The organism is uncultured Gimesia sp. (assembly GCF_937910335.1).
Lineage (GTDB): Bacteria > Planctomycetota > Planctomycetia > Planctomycetales > Planctomycetaceae > Gimesia.
Window position 1 is genome coordinate 1 of record NZ_CALEMX010000486.1, and the last position, 20,841, is coordinate 20,841.

20 protein-coding genes are annotated in these 20,841 nt (G+C 46.2%); 11 read left to right on the plus strand and 9 right to left on the minus strand.

Annotated elements, in window-relative coordinates:
• Positions 1 to 675 (plus strand): hypothetical protein (locus Q0668_RS19685; RefSeq protein ID WP_298867773.1); only part of this gene is annotated, 675 nt, incomplete at its 5' end.
• A gap of 441 nt (positions 676 to 1,116) precedes the next feature.
• On the opposite strand, the gene Q0668_RS19690 is transcribed toward Q0668_RS19685, so the two are convergent.
• From Q0668_RS19690 to Q0668_RS19705, 4 genes are all read right to left on the minus strand, one after another.
• Positions 1,117 to 2,490: a Gfo/Idh/MocA family oxidoreductase gene (locus Q0668_RS19690; RefSeq protein ID WP_298867774.1), complete on the minus strand. Its 1,374-nt coding sequence runs from the start codon at positions 2,488 to 2,490 to the stop codon at positions 1,117 to 1,119.
• Positions 2,491 to 2,636: 146 nt separating this feature from the next.
• Positions 2,637 to 3,722: a hypothetical protein gene (locus Q0668_RS19695; protein WP_298867776.1), complete on the minus strand. Its 1,086-nt coding sequence runs from the start codon at positions 3,720 to 3,722 to the stop codon at positions 2,637 to 2,639.
• Between the two features lie 72 nt (positions 3,723 to 3,794).
• On the minus strand, positions 3,795 to 4,484 hold the full coding sequence (locus tag Q0668_RS19700) for a hypothetical protein (RefSeq protein ID WP_298867778.1): 690 nt from the start codon (positions 4,482 to 4,484) through the stop codon (positions 3,795 to 3,797).
• Positions 4,485 to 4,580: 96 nt separating this feature from the next.
• Entirely contained in the window at positions 4,581 to 4,964 is a 384-nt protein-coding gene (locus Q0668_RS19705) for a hypothetical protein (protein WP_298867780.1), read from the minus strand.
• Between the two features lie 435 nt (positions 4,965 to 5,399).
• On the opposite strand from Q0668_RS19705, the gene Q0668_RS19710 reads away from it, so the two are divergent.
• Positions 5,400 to 8,534: a PVC-type heme-binding CxxCH protein gene (locus Q0668_RS19710; RefSeq protein WP_298867782.1), complete on the plus strand. Its 3,135-nt coding sequence runs from the start codon at positions 5,400 to 5,402 to the stop codon at positions 8,532 to 8,534.
• A 50-nt stretch (positions 8,535 to 8,584) separates the two neighbouring features.
• The gene (locus Q0668_RS19715) at positions 8,585 to 10,102 is read left to right on the plus strand and encodes a sulfatase (RefSeq protein ID WP_298867784.1); all 1,518 of its coding nucleotides are present in this window, start codon (positions 8,585 to 8,587) and stop codon (positions 10,100 to 10,102) included.
• A gap of 23 nt (positions 10,103 to 10,125) precedes the next feature.
• Here the strand turns inward: Q0668_RS19715 and Q0668_RS19720 are convergent, their stop codons facing one another.
• From Q0668_RS19720 to dprA, 5 genes are read right to left on the minus strand one after another with little or no spacing between them, the layout of a single operon-like run.
• Positions 10,126 to 10,563, minus strand: coding sequence for a hypothetical protein (locus tag Q0668_RS19720; protein ID WP_298867786.1), 438 nt, complete (start codon positions 10,561 to 10,563; stop codon positions 10,126 to 10,128).
• A gap of 51 nt (positions 10,564 to 10,614) precedes the next feature.
• The gene (locus Q0668_RS19725) at positions 10,615 to 11,352 is read right to left on the minus strand and encodes a hypothetical protein (protein ID WP_298867788.1); all 738 of its coding nucleotides are present in this window, start codon (positions 11,350 to 11,352) and stop codon (positions 10,615 to 10,617) included.
• Between the two features lie 18 nt (positions 11,353 to 11,370).
• Complete coding sequence (locus tag Q0668_RS19730) at positions 11,371 to 12,216, minus strand: ferritin-like domain-containing protein (RefSeq protein ID WP_298867791.1); 846 nt, start codon at positions 12,214 to 12,216, stop codon at positions 11,371 to 11,373.
• The gene (locus Q0668_RS19735) at positions 12,209 to 12,892 is read right to left on the minus strand and encodes a class I SAM-dependent methyltransferase (RefSeq protein WP_298867793.1); all 684 of its coding nucleotides are present in this window, start codon (positions 12,890 to 12,892) and stop codon (positions 12,209 to 12,211) included. Before Q0668_RS19735 ends, Q0668_RS19730 begins: the two co-directional genes overlap by 8 nt.
• 47 nt (positions 12,893 to 12,939) lie before the next feature.
• A complete protein-coding gene (gene dprA, locus Q0668_RS19740; RefSeq protein WP_298867795.1) occupies positions 12,940 to 14,070 on the minus strand; it encodes a DNA-processing protein DprA in 1,131 nt (376 codons plus the stop codon).
• A gap of 352 nt (positions 14,071 to 14,422) precedes the next feature.
• On the opposite strand from dprA, the gene Q0668_RS19745 reads away from it, so the two are divergent.
• The 8 genes from Q0668_RS19745 to Q0668_RS19780 all read left to right on the plus strand — a co-directional run.
• Positions 14,423 to 15,301: a sulfite exporter TauE/SafE family protein gene (locus Q0668_RS19745; protein ID WP_298867797.1), complete on the plus strand. Its 879-nt coding sequence runs from the start codon at positions 14,423 to 14,425 to the stop codon at positions 15,299 to 15,301.
• Positions 15,302 to 15,326: 25 nt separating this feature from the next.
• Positions 15,327 to 15,908: a DJ-1/PfpI family protein gene (locus tag Q0668_RS19750; RefSeq protein ID WP_298867799.1), complete on the plus strand. Its 582-nt coding sequence runs from the start codon at positions 15,327 to 15,329 to the stop codon at positions 15,906 to 15,908.
• 50 nt (positions 15,909 to 15,958) lie between these two features.
• On the plus strand, positions 15,959 to 16,438 hold the full coding sequence (locus Q0668_RS19755; RefSeq protein ID WP_298867801.1) for a DUF423 domain-containing protein: 480 nt from the start codon (positions 15,959 to 15,961) through the stop codon (positions 16,436 to 16,438).
• A gap of 78 nt (positions 16,439 to 16,516) precedes the next feature.
• Positions 16,517 to 17,605 carry a membrane dipeptidase gene (locus Q0668_RS19760; RefSeq protein ID WP_298867803.1) on the plus strand — a complete coding sequence of 363 codons (1,089 nt, stop codon included), beginning with the start codon at positions 16,517 to 16,519 and terminating at the stop codon, positions 17,603 to 17,605.
• A gap of 196 nt (positions 17,606 to 17,801) precedes the next feature.
• The gene (locus Q0668_RS19765; RefSeq protein ID WP_298867805.1) at positions 17,802 to 18,608 is read left to right on the plus strand and encodes a hypothetical protein; all 807 of its coding nucleotides are present in this window, start codon (positions 17,802 to 17,804) and stop codon (positions 18,606 to 18,608) included.
• A 226-nt stretch (positions 18,609 to 18,834) separates the two neighbouring features.
• Positions 18,835 to 19,506 carry an FHA domain-containing protein gene (locus Q0668_RS19770; RefSeq protein ID WP_298867808.1) on the plus strand — a complete coding sequence of 224 codons (672 nt, stop codon included), beginning with the start codon at positions 18,835 to 18,837 and terminating at the stop codon, positions 19,504 to 19,506.
• 55 nt (positions 19,507 to 19,561) lie between these two features.
• The gene (locus Q0668_RS19775) at positions 19,562 to 19,783 is read left to right on the plus strand and encodes a PLDc N-terminal domain-containing protein (RefSeq protein ID WP_298867809.1); all 222 of its coding nucleotides are present in this window, start codon (positions 19,562 to 19,564) and stop codon (positions 19,781 to 19,783) included.
• Positions 19,784 to 19,939: 156 nt separating this feature from the next.
• Positions 19,940 to 20,841 (plus strand): serine/threonine-protein kinase (locus Q0668_RS19780; protein WP_298867811.1); only part of this gene is annotated, 902 nt, incomplete at its 3' end.

The window sequence follows — 20,841 nt, forward strand, 5'->3', positions numbered from 1 at the left end:
TACCAACTTCCTATACAAATTTTGTCCGCAATGAGCAATAAAATGGAACTACCACCTTACCCAGCAATTTCTCTCTTCTGTAGCATTATCTCTGACCTACCCGAAAGCAGTCGACGTACGACCCTCACGTTTACATGCAGCGCTCTTGGGAAATTTCCCGATCCCACTGGGATTGAAGTATCACCGGATCGTAAAATACGACATTTATACTGGGATCATGAGACGAAAGATCTTTACGACAGACTTGTGTATCTTGTCGAAAAGGTCGGATTGGATGAAATATTTGCAGTAAAAGGTGCCATATCATTTGTCGAATATCATTTCGCCAGATGGTCAGACCAAGGATCCTCTGATTCCAATGTCGCTGCCTTTCGACAGCTAATAGACAAATTAGAACATCAGCTCACACTGCCAGTCTCACAACGAGACGAAAAGCAGACTGATGAAGAAATTCAAGATTTCATTGAAAAGCTACTAAATAATATCTCAACAGCCGACATGCGCGTTAAAGATGCTGAAGACACTTTACAGTATCTACATTCACGATTTGAAGAAACGTTTACCCTTCAATTCTGGGACGCATTGACTATGTTGAGGATTCAACAGTCTGCCCCCTATCTGGATGAGTTGTTTGGCCGTTTTGACGATGAGAAAAATGGGAATGATCAAGTATAAGCAGAAACTAAAAGTGGCCTTACTCTGTATGAACTGACCCATTTTGACATCAGGGGACATCTTTTCTGAGTGCATCTGCATATTAAGAACCGCTGGTCAAATTTGGGAAAAGGAGAAAAATTTAATCCATTTACATTGACTATGCGTTCATTTTTGATGCAGTGGAAGTGCAGTATTATCTGATTCCAAATTTGCCGGGTGGCAGTCGCGTGTGGTCTGCTGAAAGTGACGGATCACATCCTGGATGATTTCGAAACATTCAAAACTCTGTCCAGCTTGGCGTTGTAAATCACAAGTAAAACGATGTCATCACGACCCTGTAGTGATCGCCTTCTCCAAGTTCGCAACGGATCAATCCCAGCGTCCTCGCACTTCAGGAGCATAGAGATCTCCGGCGTTTTGATTCTTTCAAAATCGGTGGATTAAGTTCCTCACATCAACTTATATCAGTTTCCAGCCTTTACGATATTCACGGCGGATGTACTGATCCGATTCCGGAGCGTTTGTTGCCTTCATTGCCTGAGTATCCCAGTGCAGTTTTTTACCCGTGCGATAAGCCACGTTACCCAGGTGGTTGGCTTCGGTGAGCAAACCTGCGTACTCGAAGTTACAGGTGGTGGGTTCGCCGGTTTTACTGGCATGAATCCACTCCGCGTGATGTCCCAAAGATTTGGGAATAGATGGTGCCGGTGGTTTGAAGTCCGCAAATTCTTTTTCCGGCAGTAAAACATGTTTATTGTAATCTGAAAGCAGCATACCTTTCTCGCCAATAAATAACACACCATTACCCCACTGAGGTATCTTGCCTTCTTTCCAGAGTTTAGGTTTATTAGTGCCTTGATACCAACCTACGGTGACTGGGGGTAAATCGCCGCGCTGACCGTATTCATAGATAGCCTGCATGGATGCGGGTGCGATTTCTTTTTGAATGGGTGGGCCTTCCGCTTCAATGGTCAGCGGGTAATCCAGCTTTAACGCCCAGAAAGGTAAATCGATCCAGTGGCTGCCTAAGTCTGACATCGTTCCGTTTCCGAAATCCCACCAGCGGTACCATTTGGGGCCCGGGAAATAAATGTTGTTGAAAGGACGCGCCGGTGCAGGTCCCAGCCAAAGATCCCAATCCAGGTTTTTAGGAATGGGATCGGAGTGGCTCGGGCGTTTTGCAGAATAGACAATGTCTTTAGCTTTACGGGCTTCTGCTTCTGAAGGATGCCAACCCCATGCACGAGAGACCCATACATGCGCTTCCTGCACATCGCCGATTGCTCCGGATTGAATCAGCTCGACCACTCGACGATAATTATCGGTGGCATGAATCTGTGTTCCCATTTGCGTGGCAACATTTGCCTTTCGTGCTGCTTCCCGAATGACACGGGCTTCCCAGACACTATGAGTCAGTGGCTTTTCACAGTAAACATGTTTTTTTAATTGAAGCGCCGGCAGTGTTGCAAAAGCGTGTGTATGCTCACAGGTGCTGACGACAACTGCGTCGAATTTGTCGGCGTGATCGTAGACCTTGCGAAAATCGCGGAACTGTTTTGCTTTCGGGTGACTCTGTCCTGCGCGGAATAAATTTTGTTCGTTCACATCACAGAGGACAGTAATATTTTCGGACGAGACAGACCTCAGGTTACTACCACCACGTCCTCCGGAACCAATGATGGCGATATTGAGTTTTTCATTGAGATTTCTACCTCGAACAATGGCAGGAGCACCAAAGCCGACAGCAGCAGCGGCGGAAGCAGATGTTGCCAGAAATTTTCTGCGGTTGATTGAAGAATGAGTTTTGTCTGAATGGCCAGTTTGATCTTGCACAGCGAACCCTCCACGTCAGGAATATTAAAATTGCCATCAAGTGTTGTATCAGATTGTTTAACTATATTAAACTATGGCAAGATTCGAAGGGCTTAGCAAGACAAAATGAACGACTCGCGGAAAATCAAGGCGGATCTCAGTACGGTTTAATCAACCAGTTCAGCAGAACATTCAGGGCAAGCGTCATGTGGATCGATTTCCTCATTAATATAGTGGCGATGACAAAAGCCGCAGACTGCAATTTGACCAGGATATTCTTCCAGCAGGTTTAGATAGTCGATGATTTGGCTTTCAATTTCGGCGACGCCTATGATTCCCCGGCTGAGATCAAGGAGTTCATTCATCAATGCTTCCGTTTCGGTTGAGAATGTGGTCTGTCTCTGATCGGGTTTTCTGCTGCCACGCGATAATTGTCCTGTTCGCGCATCTCCATCGACAGACCAGAGATGTCCGGCCCGCCACGCGCCAGTACGATCCTGTAGTAAGTGGACTTCCACTCGATTTGTATCGGGTCCTGTGACCGGAATACGAATGATTTGAGTCTGGCTTCCCGTCGTGGTTGGACAAGGGGGCTGTTTTGTCTCTTCGCATTCATTCTTGAGAGGAGTTTTTATTGCAGAACTGAATGAGTCACATAATTTGTATAACAATTGTGATTGTTGCTTACGAATCGTTTTTCTTTGACGTTTCGTTTTCTTCAACTGACTTCGGAGTTTTTTCAGTGATTGATCTGCCTGGATTAATTGGGGAGAGAGTTGTACTAACTGCTGATTGAAATCCATGACCGATTGCTGGTCTTCAATGGTTGGCGAATCGAATTTTATTTCTTCAGAAAAATTTAATGTTTCGCCACGATGCCAATGACAGTAGGCTTTTCTCCAGAGGTGCCAGTTGTTTGTGTCAAATAGATAAGGATTACTGGTTATAGATGCCTCTGCTTCATATGCGTTGATGGCTTGTTCAATAATCAATTCTTGAGGTTCTGACGATATCTTACCGCTCATTTCCAGTAACTCATTTTCCATAAATTCGGGTAACGATTCAAACAGTTCCTGATTGGCTTCATCAGCATCTACGCCGGCATTGATCCAGTTCTGGAGCACATTGCGTTGCGCTTTTGTTAATTGTAAAACCCGGTCCTGACTGAATTCGATACCCCATTCGGCAAGTTGACCACTAACAATACGGCATTCATCAGTAACTTGATTCGGTTGTGCTGTCTGGTTTTCCATAGACGTAATCTCCTTATGTTTTGAAAGGAATGTTTTTAAGTGAGATTCAGACGGTTAATGACGCTGTCGTTATTAACCGTTGACTGTATAAGTCGCGGTTCCCTGTTGGCAGAGTGTTAAAGCGAGCTGGGCACCCTCCGTCATAATGGAAACCGGTAGATAATCACCAAGAATTTCGATAGAGACTTTTTCAGGAAGTCTGGCTTCCTTTTTTTGAACAGACATTGATCCATAGGGGGCGTCTATTACATCGTTGGTCGTTGCAAGATTCAGTTCGGCGAGAGCTTGCTGCTCCGCATGTTTCAAATCTTCCCAGGCTTGTTCGGCCAGAGAGAATGGTTTTTGCCTGTTGATTGTGGTCCGATGTAGTGATTCAATAATTTGAATCGTATCCCGCCAACCAGCGATGGCCGCTGCAAACGATTCGGCCATCGATAAACAAACTTCCGCTTCTTCCAGGTCTCCTAGCATTCGTTCGCGGTTCGATTTTTCCTGATTCAATTTGCGAAACAAGCTGTTAATCTCTTGTTCCTGTTCGTGAAGTAGCTTGTTACATTGTTTGACATCTGTGCCTGCTTCTGTTGCTGTCAAGCCTTCATATTCATCTTCAATTGTCAGTAAATTTGAATAGCTGTTTTTCAACACTTCAGGAAATTCAAGTTCTGATAGCTCGGAACCGGGCACCAATTCTGAAGCACTTCCCGATGGAGTTGAAAAAGGTAACAGGCTTTGGTTCTCATTATTTTCAGGTACGTGTTCCATTCCTGATATTCCCGTTTGTTTTATGTTTGATGAAATTTGGATCGCATCTTATGAGTGTTGGTGTGAGTGAAGTCTCACGCTCGTGTGTAACCTCCCTCAGATGTCCTTGCGAATTTCGCCCATTGTGTCAGGAGCGATCAGTTCGAGCGTCACACCACGATTTTCAACTCCGACACAGCCGATATAGACTTCGCCTATAGTGGCAGCTTTACCAGGTGTGAGTGTAAAAATCTGAGTGGCTGGCTCTGCAATTAAAGTAATGCCTCGTGATAAATAGTGATCGCGCTTGATCCATCCTTTACGTTCCAGTGCACGTAAATGACACATGACGCCATTGGAAGAACGGATTCCAAATTGTTCGGCGATCTCCCGAACTGTTGGTGAAAGGCGTTGTTCAATAATTTCCTGTTTTATGAATGTATAAATGGCGTGTTGTTTCTCAGTCAGTTTCTGTCTGGTGGATTTATCTGTGCTTTTCATTTTTTCGATTCCTGTAATGAAGTGATTTGATGTGCGTTACGTGAGAATTATAACGGGAAATATGCGATCTCTTTTTTGCATGATGTGCCTCAAAATAGTGAAAAGACGAATGCCGCCTTTAGCCGCGAATTGCGGAATTTCGGCGAAGTATTCCGTTGATTGGTTCCAATAAAAGATGAGTTTTTTTATTTTTTTCAGCGTGCGAAAACCAAACGGGCGCAGGACATGTGAAAAGACTATGAAAGTAGTTGCAGAATCAGCATGTCAATTGGGATCGCATTCGTATGGAAATTCAGGACAGGAAACAGGGAATTCTTCTAAATCCCATTTGAGAACAATCTTTACTTTGTTTACAATGTAAGATCCTCAGGCTTCAGTACTCCATTTACTTAAGTCACATGGTCTTTTTGTTTCTTTCCAATAAAGGTAATAGCTGTGAACCAACAACTGCCTCGTATTACCGTTTCTGGTTGCTCGTTTTTCATTTTTCTGTTGTGTTTCACTTTCACCGATTTGCTGCAGGCAGAAAATCTGCCGCGCGTTCCCAAAGGTTTCAGCATCGAACGGGTGACAAACAGTGAATTGACTAAATATCCGATGATGGCAGGTTTTGATGATCGAGGCCGACTGTTCATTGCCGAAAGTTCCGGAGAAAATACGCGTGCTCCTCAGTTAATCAAGGAGCCAAAAAGTATGATCCGTATGCTCGAAGATCGGGACGGCGACGGGCGATTTGATAAGAGCACTGTCTTCGCGGATAAGTTGACACTTCCAATGGGAGCGCTCTGGCACGATGGTTCTTTGTATGTTGCCAGCCCCCCGAATATCTGGCGTTTAACAGATCACGATGATGATGGTGTGGCTGATGAGCGGAAAATTATCATCGATTCCTTTGGGTTTTCTGGTAACGCTGCCAGTATTCACGGTTGTTTTCGTGGACCAGAGGGGCGGCTGTATTGGTGTGATGGCAGACACGGCCATGAGTTTAAAGATAAATCCGGAAAAGTGACCAGCAAAGGTTTAGCCGCTCGGATTTTCTCTTGTAAGCCTGATGGTTCCGATATTGAAGTGCATTGTGGCGGCGGTATGGATAATCCCGTGGAGATTGATTTCACTCCCGAAGGAGAAATGATTGGCTCTGTGAATATTTTGATGACGCGCCCCCGCGTAGACTGTCTTGTGCATTGGATGGAAGGGGGAGTTTATCCTCATTTTGGAGACTGTGTTTCGGAATTTAAGCGCACGGGTGACTTGCTCGGGCCGATCACTCGATTTGGTCATGTTGCTGTTTCCGGAATGTTGCGTTATCGATCCACGCAATTCGGCCACGAGTATCAGGGAAATATCTTTACATCCATTTTCAATACCCACAAAGTGATTCGTTCGCAACTTGTTCGTAGTGGAGCGACCTTTGAAACCAAAGAAGAAGATTTTCTCGTTTCAGATGACCCCGATTTTCACCCGACCGATATTATTGAAGATGCAGATGGAAGTTTGCTTGTGATTAATACGGGAGGCTGGTTCCGTATTGGGTGTCCGCAATCTCAGATTTCCAAGCCAGATATTCATGGTGCCATCTATCGGATTCGAAAAACAGGGACACCCACCTTACAAGATCCTTATGGATTGATACTGGATTGGAAATCACTTTCGCCTCATCGGCTACTTCAGTTATTAAATGATTCGCGTCCTTTCGTACAACAAAAGTCCATTGATCAGTTAGCCAAATCGGGTGATAGTGTAGTACCTTTGCTTGCTAGGGTAGTGGGTTCTCCTTCAGGTTCGTTTTATAATGATACGAGTAAGCGGAATGCAATCTGGACATTGACACGTATCGGTAGTGCCAAAGCCCGTTCTGCAATTCAGGGGGGGCTCAATTCCTCCGAGACCGTGCAGATGACTGCCACCAAAAGTTTAGGAACATTGCGTGATGCAAATTCGATTTCGCAATTATCTCAGATGGTCAAAAAGGGAAAACCCGCGGTCCAGCGTACCGCGGCTACCGCTTTAGGGCGCATTTGCGAAGCCGGTCGTCGTGGTTCTGTTTCAGAGAAAGAATTGAAACCCGTGATGGAATCGCTGTTCCATGCAATGAAATCAGGATCGCCAGATCGAACTCTCGAACACGCTTTAATATACGCAATGATTCGCATTGATCAGCGTGATCTGGTTCTGACCGGTTTAAGTGATTCCAGTCCTGCTGTTCGTCGTGCTGCTTTGATTGCCCTGGATCAAATGGATTCAGGTAACTTGACACGCGATTTGGTGACTCCGTTATTAGATACGGATGATCCTGAGCTACAGAAAGAAGCGTTGACAATTATCGGTGAACATGAAGGCTGGGCTGGCGAAACTCTTACATTATTGAAAACATGGTTGAGTGAAGAGAACCTGAGTCAAGAACGGGCCGCGGTTTTGCGTGGTTTTTTGGTCGCCCAGTCGGCTGATCAGGATGTTCAATCTTTGATCGCTCAGTCTTTGACTAGTCCCAAAACATCGGTACCAGCTAAGAGTATTTTATTGGAAGTGATTCAACGTTCCTCATTAAAAGAATTTCCGGTTACCTGGCGATCTGCATTAGAGCAGACGCTGAAATCAACGAATTCTGATTTAAAAATTTTAGTCGTACGAATTGCGCAGACACATGATTTGCCTGATCTAAGTGAACTGTTAAAATCATTGGCTCTGGATACGAAGCAGCCTGCCTCACTGCGGATTGAATCGTTGTCAGCCATCGGTTCAAAATTAAATCAGGTTGATCAGAATACTTTTGATTTTGTAATGTCGCGAATGAATGAAGACTATCCGCCTTTGGATCGGTTGGCGGCAGCACGAGCACTAGCCGGACTGCCTCACTCCAACGCGCAATTGAATCAACTATCCCAACAGTTGGATGCACCGGGGCCGCTGGCTTTACCTGTTTTATTGAGAGCCTACTCCAAGGGTACTGATGAGGCTGTGGGACTTGCTTTAATCAAAGGCCTCAATAGTTCCTCTGCCGCTACGGACCTGTCAGCTGACGAATTGGCGAGTTTGTTGAAGAAATATCCTGAATCCGTTCAGAAAGCAGCCTCGCCGCTGTTGAAAAAACTGGGTGTAGATCTGGCGCAACAGAAAGCACATCTGGAATCACTCAAGCCTTTGTTAACAGAAGGCCGGTTAGAAGAAGGTAAAAAGATCTTCTTTGGCAAGAAAGCTGCCTGCTCAGGATGTCATGCTGTGGAGGATCTAGGCGGTAAAGTGGGTCCCGACCTGACGAAGATTGGTGCGATCCGTACAGGGACCGATTTACTGGAAGCGATTGCTTTGCCCAGTGCGAGTTTTGCTCGCGGGTATCGTTCCTATCTGGTGGTGAATGATGCAGGGAGGATCTATACCGGCGTGATCAGTCGTGAATCGACCGATACGGTTTACCTGAGAACAGCCGATCTGTCGGAAGTCAGGATTGCCCGAGATGAAATAGAAGTGATGAAAGAATCGCCCACTTCGATCATGCCCAAAGGGCTTGAGCAGCGTTTATCTCGCCAGGAAATTCGTGATTTGCTTGCTTACCTGCAGAACCGTAAGTAAAGTGGAATCAGAAATTTTTCTGAATTTTCCTTACCGTTAAAGGTTGCGCTATGCCGGGTCGTTCTATTGTATTACGTCTGTTGTTCTGTCTCATTCTGGCGGCAAATCTATTTATTCAAATGGAAACGCAGGCTGCTGAACAGAAACAGAGACCCAATATTCTGTTTGCGATTGCCGACGACTGGGGCTGGCCTCATGCGGGCGCTTATGGTGACCCGGTTGTGAAAACTCCTACCTTTGACCGACTGGCACGCGAAGGGGTTCTGTTTCAGCATGCGTATGTTTCTTCTCCTTCCTGCACGCCCTCTCGGGGCGCGATTCTAACGGGAAAATACCATTGGCAGCTGGAAGCCGGCGCGAACCTGCACTGCATTTTTCCCGACAAGTTTCAAACGTATCCGGAGATTCTCAAAGCGCACGGTTATCGTGTGGGGCATACCGGAAAAGCCTGGGGGCCTGGGAGAACGGAAACGCGTTCTCGAGAAATTGCGGGCAAACGATTTAAAAACTTTGAGGAGTTTCTCGGTAAACAGGAAGAGGGAGCACCATTCTGTTTCTGGTTGGGGAGCAGCGATCCCCATCGACCATATGAACCCGGTTCCGGTCTGAAGAGTGGAATGGATCTCTCCAAAATCAAGCTACCCGCCTGTTTCCCCGATGCTCCTGAAGTGCGCAGTGATGTAGCCGACTATTATTGGGAAGTCCAGCGGTTTGATAAACTGGTGGGAGACGCACTGGCATTATTGGAGCAAAAAGGGGAATTGGATAACACGATTATCTTCATGACCGGCGATCATGGTATGCCTTTCCCGCGCAGTAAAAGTTGCCTGTACGATACCGGAACGCGTGTGCCTCTGGCGGCGCGCTGGCCTGCCAAAATACAAGCCGGCCGGAAAGTAACCGATTTTGTAAGTCTAATCGATTTAGCGCCGACGTTTTATGAAGCCGCTGGAATTACGATTCCCACTGATGTGACGGGGCGGAGTCTGATACAATTGTTGTCGGGTTCAAAATCGGGGCGTGTGAGCTCTGATCGAAGCGAGATCTATTTTGGAAAAGAACGGCACGTGCCTTCACAGGAAGCACCCGACATGGGCGGTTATCCGTGCCGCGCGATTCGAAACGATGATTTTCTCTATATCCGTAACTACCGTCCCGATCGTTGGCCAGCCGGTACACCTCATTATCAAAAGGCCGCGTTTCCCGGAACATGGTACGGTGATTGTGATAACGGGCCAACCAAAACTTATATGGTCCAGAACAAAGATAAAGACGCGAATCACCGCCGACTCTACGAATTGTCATTTGGCAAATTACCCGCTGAAGAATTGTATGACCTCCGTAGTGACCCTGATCAACTCAAGAACGTTGCTCAGCAACCGATGTATTTAACCACCAAACAAAAGCTGGCTGAAAAATTAAAGAAAAAGTTAGCAGCCACACACGATCCCCGCGAGTCAGGGCAGGGGGCCGAACTGGAAAAGCACCCCTACTTAGGAGGTGGCCCGAAGCATCCGAGTCGGGAAGTGAAACGGAAAAAACGTGTGAAAAAGAAGCAGACGAAGTAAGCTTGCATTCCTCTGGATAGATATTATGTCGAGGGAATTACTTTGTCAGTCAGATAATCAATGACTTGCTGAATGTTGCCGATGGTAATGGGAGATTTGCCTGCCATTTGCACATCATATATCTTGTCGGCACTGTTGTAAAAAAAAGTTGAACCATCTGGTAATTCATAGACGGCCCAGTTGCGTTCGCGAATGTATTTTGGTTCTGGCATCTGAGATTCACGTAGCAGTTGTTTCATAGCCGAGTAGTGACAGTTTCTACGTTGCCATTGAACTTCAAAAAACACGCGACTTGGATTATAAGAATAATCAAAGGTTTTATCGCATGGCTTACAGGTGAGAATGGGAAGTTCATTGGTACATGTCGGGCGAACTGAATCAAGTTCGCGACCGCAATTAGGGCAGTAGCCATTAAAGACGGGCTCGACAGGATTGCGTTTTAGTTTCGAAAAAGGCCACATGCAGCTAACGGTTTCCTGTGTGAATTAGGATGTCGTTCAGAATCATTTTATTTATGAGGTGATTTGAAGCCAATTACAGATTTTGGATTGTATGATATTCGAGCCATTTTCAAATGACTCGGTTGTAACGGTAATCGCCGTCCCTCCAGCGGCGCGAAAGGTCGAGCAATTATCTTTAAGGTCGTCCAGCAATAAGGCATTCGTAAAATCGAGCGACTGCTTATCCAGCCAGTTCCCAAAAAAACGTGTGGGGTCTTCTCTTTTAAGGACACCTAGCTCACTTGAGCAGAGAACGTCATCGAACAAATTGACTGTTTCCGCCATGGGCAAGGTTTGGTTTTTTGAAAGATCAATTGATTTTCGATAACTTCTACGTCGGTTCTTAGAGCGTTGCATCTGTTCGAAGAAACAGTCCATATTGTCGGTTGCCAGAACAATGAATGCGCCATTATTTTGTACTTTTCGCAGAATATTGATAAAGGCAGTATTCGTGCGCATGAGTCGGCAATCCTCAACCAATTTGCGCACGAGATAGTCGGAATTGTACGATTTGTTGAGCACAATCTCCATGGAATCTATGACTTGACTTGCATTAACGTTGCCTCGCATCCAGTCACAGATAAGAGCATCATTTTGAGAAAAGAGTTTTTCCACTGACTCGGACAGTTGTTGATGAAGGGGATGCTGCCGTCTATTGAGAATTGACATCCAAAACGGATCTCGTGATAAGACGCCATGCCAGTCGACGAAGATCACTTTGTCCCACAGCGGCAGTACTGGTTGGATCATAGTGCTATCTCCGATTCATCACTTGGTTTTCTGATCCAGATTTTTTGGTTTCTGATTGGGTGGCTCATCGGTTTGTGCCGCTTGATAGAGTTGCTCGATGAATTCGTCACTCATACCGGTTTGCTTGCGTCCTTCACGGTTGAAGGAATCACCGACTGAGAGGGCCGCCCGTATAGGCCAATGCAGGTGTTGTTCGTAGGCTTCCCAGTCCGAGAGGTGATCTGGCTTTAGAGTACGGAGCCAGTGTAAGCCGAACGCGACATGTTGGATCTCATCTCGATAGACGACCTTCATTAAAGCGGCACTGCGTTGATCACCAGCGTCGAGAAAGTATTTTTCGAATTCAAGGGCGTGGTCCAGGTTGCGCCCTTCAAAGGTGAGCGGGAGCCCGGCTAAATAGTCGAGCACACTTTCATAGCTGAGCGCTTTCTTCCAGATGTAACAGTTGACGGGCAGGCTGCCAAACTCCAGTCCGAGAACCGAGGCGCGTTCTTTATGCATGCGGGTATGGCGTTGTTCGTCTGCCATGATTTTGCACATTCCCTGGCGGAATTCTGTCGGCGCATCGGGGAAAGCACACAGGATATAGGCCATCACTTCCAGCGCCTGTAATTCATGATTGGCCATAATGTGATGTGCAAGAGCTCGTTTCTCCTGTTCCTTTAACGCAGAAGGCTTTGGCATGGCAGGCGCGGTGCGCGGAGGTGCGAACTGAAGATTTGCCGGTCGAATTGGTTCTTTAATACGCAGTGGTTCACCTGGCCGCTCGTCCGTGAATGGCTCGGGGGCAGACGACAGCTTTTCTTCCAGTGAGTCACTGAGCAGGACTCGTTCTGCAAATTCGCGAATTTCCATATTACTCATTATTCGATGCTGTGGGGTTGTATGACGCTCGGAAGAGCGCGACGCAGCCAATGACTTTGATTTCCACATCAGTATATCGACTTGTCAGTTGAGATTGTAATTCATCCAGACTATCAAAGGTATTACTGAATATTTGCTTTTGATTGTAAAACTTCATTAAACGCCGGGCAGAGAGACCTCGGGGCACACCTGCATGTAAAATGGTCGAGCCGGAAATAATGGCGCCCGGATTCAACCAGGATTTCAATTGGTCAAACAGTATTGACTTTGATGTCAAATTTCCGGGCAGGCAATGCAGCAGATAATTCAGACTGACTGAGTCAAACCGCTGAGATTGCTCGGGCAGTGGTTGCAGGATATCTGCTTGATAAATTTCCGGTGAGTAGCGGCTGACGCGTTTGGCCGTTGCTTCCAGGCTATTGGGATTCAAATCAAGCAAGCCGAGTCTGACTTTGGAATCCGGGAACGAGCAGCGGTCGAGGTAATAACCGGTTCCTACGCCGACGTCCAGATGATTGGCAGTCAGGCTTTGATTCAACCATCGCAGAATATTTTTTGTGCGGCATTTCCAGATGAGAGAATTGGAGATGCCTAGCACCCAGAGATCGTACACAGATAACATTTTTTTTGAGTAAACCGCCTGACCAGCGATGCACTCTTCAGAGGTAAAATTCATGATAATAGGCGAGTTCAATATTTTTATGGTTTGTATATAGAATTCGATTAGTTGGTGGTTCTCACCAGATAACCACCGGGCAGCCGTTTGACCACCTTTCGCATTTCCAGAATTGTGAGTGTAGAAAGGATGCGTGAAGAATCAAAACTACTGGATTGAACAATTTCGTTGAGATGCTGCGGTTCCAGCGTCACCAGATTCAGGATGTCCCGTTCAAATTCGCTCAATGAGAGTTCACGTGGAGTATGAACCTCCCGGTTTTGGGCCGTCATCACGGGTGTCTTCGCCGGGCCGAGGCCTTCCAGAATATCTTCAACACTTCGTACAAGCATGGCGCCATCGCGAATGAGGTCATGACAGCCGGCACTGGCCGGATGGTCGATGCGACCGGGAACAGCGAAGACTTCCCGGCCCTGTTCGTGAGCATGACGTGCGGTATGGAGCGCACCACTTTTGCGACCTGCTTCGATGAGAACGACGCCCATTGAGAGACCACTAATGATACGATTTCGTTGAGGAAACAGGCCCGCAACCGGGGCTTGATCAAGGGGAAATTCAGTGACGAGCGCACCATGGTTGACAACTTCCTCCGAAAGATCTTGATGTTCGGGAGGGTAAATATGTGAAAGCCCGGTTGCCATGACTGCGATGGTTCTCCCACCTGCTTTGAGTGCACCCTGGTGTGCGGCCTTATCGATGCCTCGTGCCAGTCCGCTTACAACCGTGATTCCGGCGCGTGCCAGAGCCCCCGCTATTTTTTCTGCCTGTTGTAATCCATAGATCGTGCATTTTCGCGAACCGACAATGGCAACCGCCAATTCGTCTTCCGGCAACAGGCTTCCTTTACAATAAAGTAGTGAAGGTGGGTCAGGCATTTCTCTCAACAATGATGGGTAATGATCCTGCTCTTCAGAGAGAATCTGGTACCCGTTCTCTCGACAACGTTTTAATTCCTCTTCAGCGGTCGACTTAGCTGATCGATAAATAATTGCATTAGCGAGTTTCGTGCCGATGCCGGGAATATTTAAAAGTTCTTGACGGGGTGTTTTCAGGATTTGAGAAGCGGAACCGAGATGCTCTTGTAAATTACGACGGATGCGCGGACCCACACCTTGAATGAGATTCAATTGAATCTGGTCGAGAAGTTTTTGATCCGCTTCAGACAACGATTCCCCCATCCGCTCATATTCCTCTGCTGGTTTCACGTAAAAAGAAAATGATCCACGAACGTACATGCTCTCATAAAAGTCGTGAAAAAACAACTAAGATCAGAGGCCAATCTCAGGGAAGCGGGTTCTAACGCTTGACAGCAATGGCGGTCAGCCTCTAAACACAAGGCACACCAACCTTAACTCTGCAAAGGCCAAACGAATGCTAGACAAGATTTTCTTTATCATTGCCTGCATTATTATTCCCGTTTTATGGGGAGTAATTGTTAACTGGCTTTTTAATTTGTGGCAGGATCGCTCTTCAGATCGCTCTGATGATGACTATATTTTCCCCGACTATCAAATCTGAGGCGACGAGAGAATGGGCTTCGGATTAATCGATTTTATTACGATTTCTTTAGCCGGAGGCCTGATAGGTTTCCTGGCGGGAATGTTTGGTGTTGGTGGCGGATTTTTATTAGTCCCCATACTAAATATTGTATTGGGCATTCCGATGGAATTGGCAGTAGGAGCCAGTGCCTGTCAGGTTCTGGGACCAGCAACGACATCGCTGCTGGCGCGTAAAATTAAAGTCCGTAATTTATCGTTTCCACTGGTAATCACCGGTGGCTTGTTACTAGGGGTCATCGCTGGCACGAGCATTCTAGAGCATGCCAAAGAACTGGCGGCTATCAGCATCAATGGGAAGACAATCATCGTAGCTGATCTGGTTGTCTTGATTTTCTATTTTTTAATGTTGCTGGGACTGGGAGTACTTTCATTACGAAGTACCCATCATTCTGATGCTGAACTTACTGGAGCGGTTTTTAAAGACCGTTTTCAGCTTCCCCCTCTGGCGCGGTTTCCCGAATTATTTGATGGGAAACTTTCGATACCCCTGATTGCCTGGTTTGGACTGGGGCTCGGTTTCGTATCGGGTTTATTAGGTATCAGCGGTGGAATTCTGTTATTACCCACTTTGATTCTAGGGCTGGGAATTACTACACATCGTGCTATAACCTGTAGCCTGGTCATTGTCTGGATTGTGGCTTTTCAGTCAACGATAGCGCACGCCTGGCATGGAAATATCAGTATCATTATTGTGATCGCTTTGCTGTTGGGCGGGACGGTAGGAGCCCGCTTAGGTTCTGATTTGAATGCTCGACTAAAAGGCTTGCAGTTAAGGAAACAGTTAGGCTGGTTATTACTGTCGGTGGCTCTTATGATTGGAACCCGTCTGGTCTTTCTGCTGGCCGGATAAAGCATCACAGGAGGGAGAAGGCATAATGGCAATGAAATCAATCCTGTTTATGACAGGAGATTACGTAGAGGACTATGAAATCATGGTCCCTTTTCAAGCGTTACAGATGGTGGGTTATCAGGTAGATGTAGTTTGTCCCGATAAAAAATCTGGTGAAATTATTCGGACTTCGGTACATGATTTCGAAGGGGATCAGACCTATTCCGAAAAACGGGGACACAATTTTACCCTGAATGCGACATTTTCTGATGTGAATCCGGATGATTATACAGGCTTGTTGATTCCCGGTGGACGTGCTCCGGAATATATCCGTCTGAATGAACGTGTATTGGAAATCGCGCGACAGTTTTCCGAAGACGATAAACCCATTGCTGCCATCTGTCATGGTTTGCAGTTGTTGGCAGCAGCCGGAATTCTGAAAGGAAAAAGCTGTACCGCATATCCCGCCTGTGCCCCGGAAGTCATTCTGTCTGGTGGTACTTATGTCGAGACACCCATCGATGGTGTGCATGTAGATGGAAATCTTGTATCTGCACCCGCCTGGCCTGCCCATCCCCAGTGGTTGGCAGCATTTTTGGATGTGCTGGGAACGAAAATCGAACTGTAAAGACACGGATTTTGATTTGTTAATTCTGTTCTGAATTTGGAGATACACTGATGTCTTGCTGCTCATTCAACTGGTCTACCATCGGAGCGGTTCTGGCAGGCTTCGCTGTGATATTGGGAGCGTTTGCCGCTCATTTCTTCGATGGCTATTTTGCAGAGAAATATGATGGACAGGTCAAAATTGTGGCGGGTAACGAAGTTCCGGCAGCCCAGAAATATCTGAATGACTTTAAAACCGGTGCCCAATATCAAATGTATCATGCATTGGCTTTGCTGTTCGTCGGTTTTTTTGGACTGACTTCACGAAAGAAAAAATGTTTGAACATTGCTGGCTGGTGTTTTCTGCTGGGGATTATTTTTTTCTCCGGCAGTCTTTACGTTTTAACATTAAGCGGTCAGACTTTCTGGGGAGCGATCGCCCCGATTGGAGGGACGCTGTTTATTGTGGGCTGGTTTACACTTGCTGCAGGGATCTGTTCCTGTGGTTCGTCCGATATGATTACCGGGCCAGAAACTCCTTCCTCAACATGATGCCAATATTTCTTGGCTTTTAATTAATGAAATGATCTTAAACGATCAAACCTCCCTTACTTCAGGATTGATGAACTCATGCTGATTTTTGATGCACACCTCGATATGGCCTGGAATGCCTGTGAATGGAACCGGGATCTGGAATTACCCGTCAGTGAAATTCGTAAATTTGAAAGGCAGTTTGAAAACATTAACCCCGGCGAAGCCACGGTCTCCTGGCATGCTTTACGCAAAGGGGGCGTTGGAGTCACGATATCGACACTGCTTCCTCGATTAAATCGTAAAGATGCTCCGTTAAGTCATTATCAATCAAGAGAAGCCGCCTACGGTGTAGCGATGGGACAACTGGCCTATTACCGCGCGATGGCAGAAAAAGGTGTATTAAGAGAAATTTCCGATAGTAGCAAGTTGCAAAGTCATGTTGCGGAATGGGAAACCAATGAAGATTCTGCACGTGCTGAAGGGAGTTCTATACCGATAGGATTTATTGTTAGTATGGAAGGTTCTCCTCCAATTCTCTCGCCCGAACAGATTGAGCATTGGTTTGATGCGGGTCTGCGAATTTTAGGACCTGCACATTATGGTCCCGCTCCTTATTGTTATGGTACGGGCAGTGAAGGGGGACTCAAAGAGCAGGGGCCGGCTTTATTGAAAGAGATGGACCGGGTCGGCATGATACTGGATGTAACTCATTTGGCAGATCAATCGTTCTGGGAAGCGCTGGATGTTTATCAGGGGCCTGTTTTAGCCAGCCATCATAATTGCCGGGCGCTGGTCGATGCAGATCGTCAATTGACGGATGAGCAAATCAAAGCCTTGATTGAACGGGGAGCCGTCATTGGTTGTGCCTTTGATAACTGGATGATTAAACCGGGGTGGACCATTGGCGTTTCCGATCCGGAGACAACCTCTGTTGAAGATATTGCCAACCATACCGATCACATTTGTCAGTTGGCCGGTAATGCAAAACATTGTGGGATGGGAACAGACCTGGATGGTGGATTCGGGAAGGAACAGACCCCCCACGATCTGGATACGATTGCCGACCTGGAAATGTTTGCAACGATTCTCGAAAAACGTGGCTACAGTTCAGAGGATATCAAAGGCATCATGTCTCAGAATTTTATCGATTTCTTTATCGAGGCATTACCGGCTCAATCAACTTAATATTGCCTGGTCAGAATAAAATAGAGGACGCCGTATCTCATTGTAAATCAATGGGATACGGCGTTTTTTGTTTTATGGAAAATCTTTTTGAAAATGTTTCAATATAACACATCCCCTGGCGAATAACTGACAGTGACGTGGCCGATCGGTTTGGCCTACTGTTCCGAATCGAATATTTGTTGAGGGAGTGTGGACAATGGTATTTTTCTGTAAGAAATTTGTGATAGGTGCGGCAGTGCTGGCCACGCTGGGTACCTTCGTGTTTGGCCGAGATGTTGTGAGCTATATGAAAACAGCTGGAAGCTCAGTGAGGGATGCAGTCAAAGCGGAGGTCCCTGTTGATTTCGAAGTAGAGCGAGCACGAAAGATGGTAGAGAATCTAGTTCCTGATATCCGACGTTGTATGCATGTGATTGCCGAACAGCAGGTTGATGTGGAATCGCTGCAAAATGAGATTCATGAATCTGAACTGGCGATGAAGCAACAAAAAGAAGCAATGTTTACGCTACGTTCCGATTTGGACTCCAATGACACTGAATTTGTGTATGCAAGTCGAACATACTCCAAAGACGAAATTCGCAACGATTTGTCACAGCGGTTTGACCGTTTTAAAATTGCGACGGACACAGTCAAACGAAATACACAGATTTTGAAAGCACGTGAAAAAGCATTGGATGCCAATCGCGAGAAGCTTGAAAATATGCTGTCTGCCAAGATGGACATGGAAGTGCAAATCGAACAACTGGAAGCGCGTTTGAAATCTGTCCAGGCTGCCGAAACGGTCAGTAATCTGGAAATTGATAATTCGCAGTTAACGCGAGCCAAGAGTCTGATCAAAGACTTGAACAAACAGCTTGATGTCAAAGAAAAGCTTCTGGATGCTGAAGGGAAGTTTACAGGCTTGATTCCCGTTGATACAAAATCTGAGGAAAAACGGGATGTGGTAAAGCAAATGGATGAATACTTCAAATTGAAGACTGGCGACCGAGTCGCTGCTCAGTAATCATTCAGGTATGGATATGAAGCATTGGCGCGAGTGGTGGCAGGTAGTTTTCGCCTTCAAGCGAGGCTGCCTGCCCCGTGCCAGATTATCAATTGATCATAATCAGTAAGATCATCAAGGAAAAAACAGATTCTTTTAGACCAATTCCCGGAATCATACGTTAAAATAAAGAGTTAAAACGTCTACAGCTTTGTCTTCCTTGTCATGAGTACTCAGGAGAAAGACCTTGGGTTTCTTCACTTCATCATCAAACGATCAAAGGCAGATTCCAGCGACAAAACCCGTCGTTGGTTCGAGTTATCTGCTGTGGATTGATGGTGTGGGAACCTATCTGGTTTATCTACAGGAGACCATGAAAATTGGTGGCCCGGGAGAACCCGGCACCGTAGGAGGCTTGGGGTCCGCATGGGCCGATTTATCGTTACTGGCTAATCTCTCACGGCATCATGCTTCAATAACGCGTTCAGGCGAAAGTTATTTTCTAGAAGCGAAAGCCCCCATATTTTGTAATCAGCGTTCTGTTAACGATCGCGTCTTGCTGAGCGATCAGGCAGAGCTTAGACTGAATGCACAAACAATCATAACATTCAGGCAACCGACAGTATTAAGTGCTTCTGCCTGTTTAGAGTTAACAAGCCATCATCAGCCGCAACAGCGTCTTGATGGAATCGTTTTGATGGCGGAGACTTGTTTGCTCGGTCCTTCAAGCGAAAATCATATTGTGTGTCACAACTGGCCGGGTACGGTCATTTTGTATCGGCAGGGTGATCAGATTTTATGTCGTTCGAAACTGGAAATATTTGCGAATCAGGAAGCTGCATCGCAGGGAGCCGTTTTAACCCCGGGTTCTCTGGTCAATGGTCCTGAGCTACGTTTTCGCTGGGAGGTTGTTACTTAAACAAGTTGGGGTATTCTCGCGCAAATTAGAATCAGGAATTATGGAAATTGGAATTATGGGTGGAATAATTGGATTATTGTTTTTATTAATTTCGGCTGTTTTTAGTATTTTATGTTTTGTGTTTTGGGTCTGGATGCTTATCGACTGTCTCAAGAACGAACCATCGACGGGCAACGATAAAATCATCTGGGCTTTGGTGATGCTGTTCACTGGCATTGGAGCTTTGTTGTATTACTTCATACGTCGCCCGGAACGAATTAAACAAACAGGACAGTAGAATCGAGAAAATAAAAAGATCCAAGGCGACTTTTCTAACGTTGTTAAAATATAGTCATTGATCATGCTTGGTGTGTATGGAAATACATGCTTTCAAAATATAGCTCTTAATTGTTAACCGTATAACAGCTACGTTGTTTAACGGATGGAATGGGTCATGAAATTCACCTTTGCACCAGAATCGAAACCTTTAGAAGGATTTACGATCAAACGCGCCATAGATCGGGGCGGCTTTGGTGAAGTGTATTATGCACTGAGCGATTCCGGCAAAGAGGTCGCGTTAAAACTGCTGCAACAGAATATGGACATTGAATTACGCGGCGTAACCCAATGTTTGAATCTGAGTCATCCAAATCTGGTCACAATCTTTGACGTGAAGACAGACCGAGATGGTGAACATTGGGTGGTGATGGAATATGTCTCCGGCCAGGGGCTTGATAAAGCCTTACATCAAAATCCGAACGGGATGCCGATGGAACAGGTTCGGTATTGGCTGTCAGGCATTTCGGAAGGACTCTCGTACCTGCATAGTCGCGGTCTGGTTCACCGGGATCTGAAACCTTCGAATGTATTTCGTGATGGAGAAATTATTAAGATCGGTGATGTGGGATTATCCAAGTTTATCACCCATAGCCGCCGTAGTGCCAATACACAGAGTGTGGGGACCGTCTATTACATGGCGCCTGAAGTGGCACGAGGACGTTACGGAAAAGAAGTTGACGTGTACGCTATGGGGGTCATGGTTTACGAAATGATTACTGGTGTCGTTCCCTTCGATGGTGAATCGACGGCGGAAATCCTGATGAAACATCTTTCCGAAAAACCAGACTTGAATCGTCTGCCCGCTCATTTGCGTGCCGTCGTAGGTCGTGCCCTGGAAAAAGACCCTCAAAAACGATTCACGGATATCAAAATATTCAAACAGGCGTTTGAGCGCGCCCTCTTTCAACGAGACACAATTACAGAGATACCAGAGGATTCCTTTGAAAACCATCAGACGGTTATTCAAGAATCTGTCCCGCAATGGAATTCTACTCTTGAAACGGAGGCGAAGAAAAA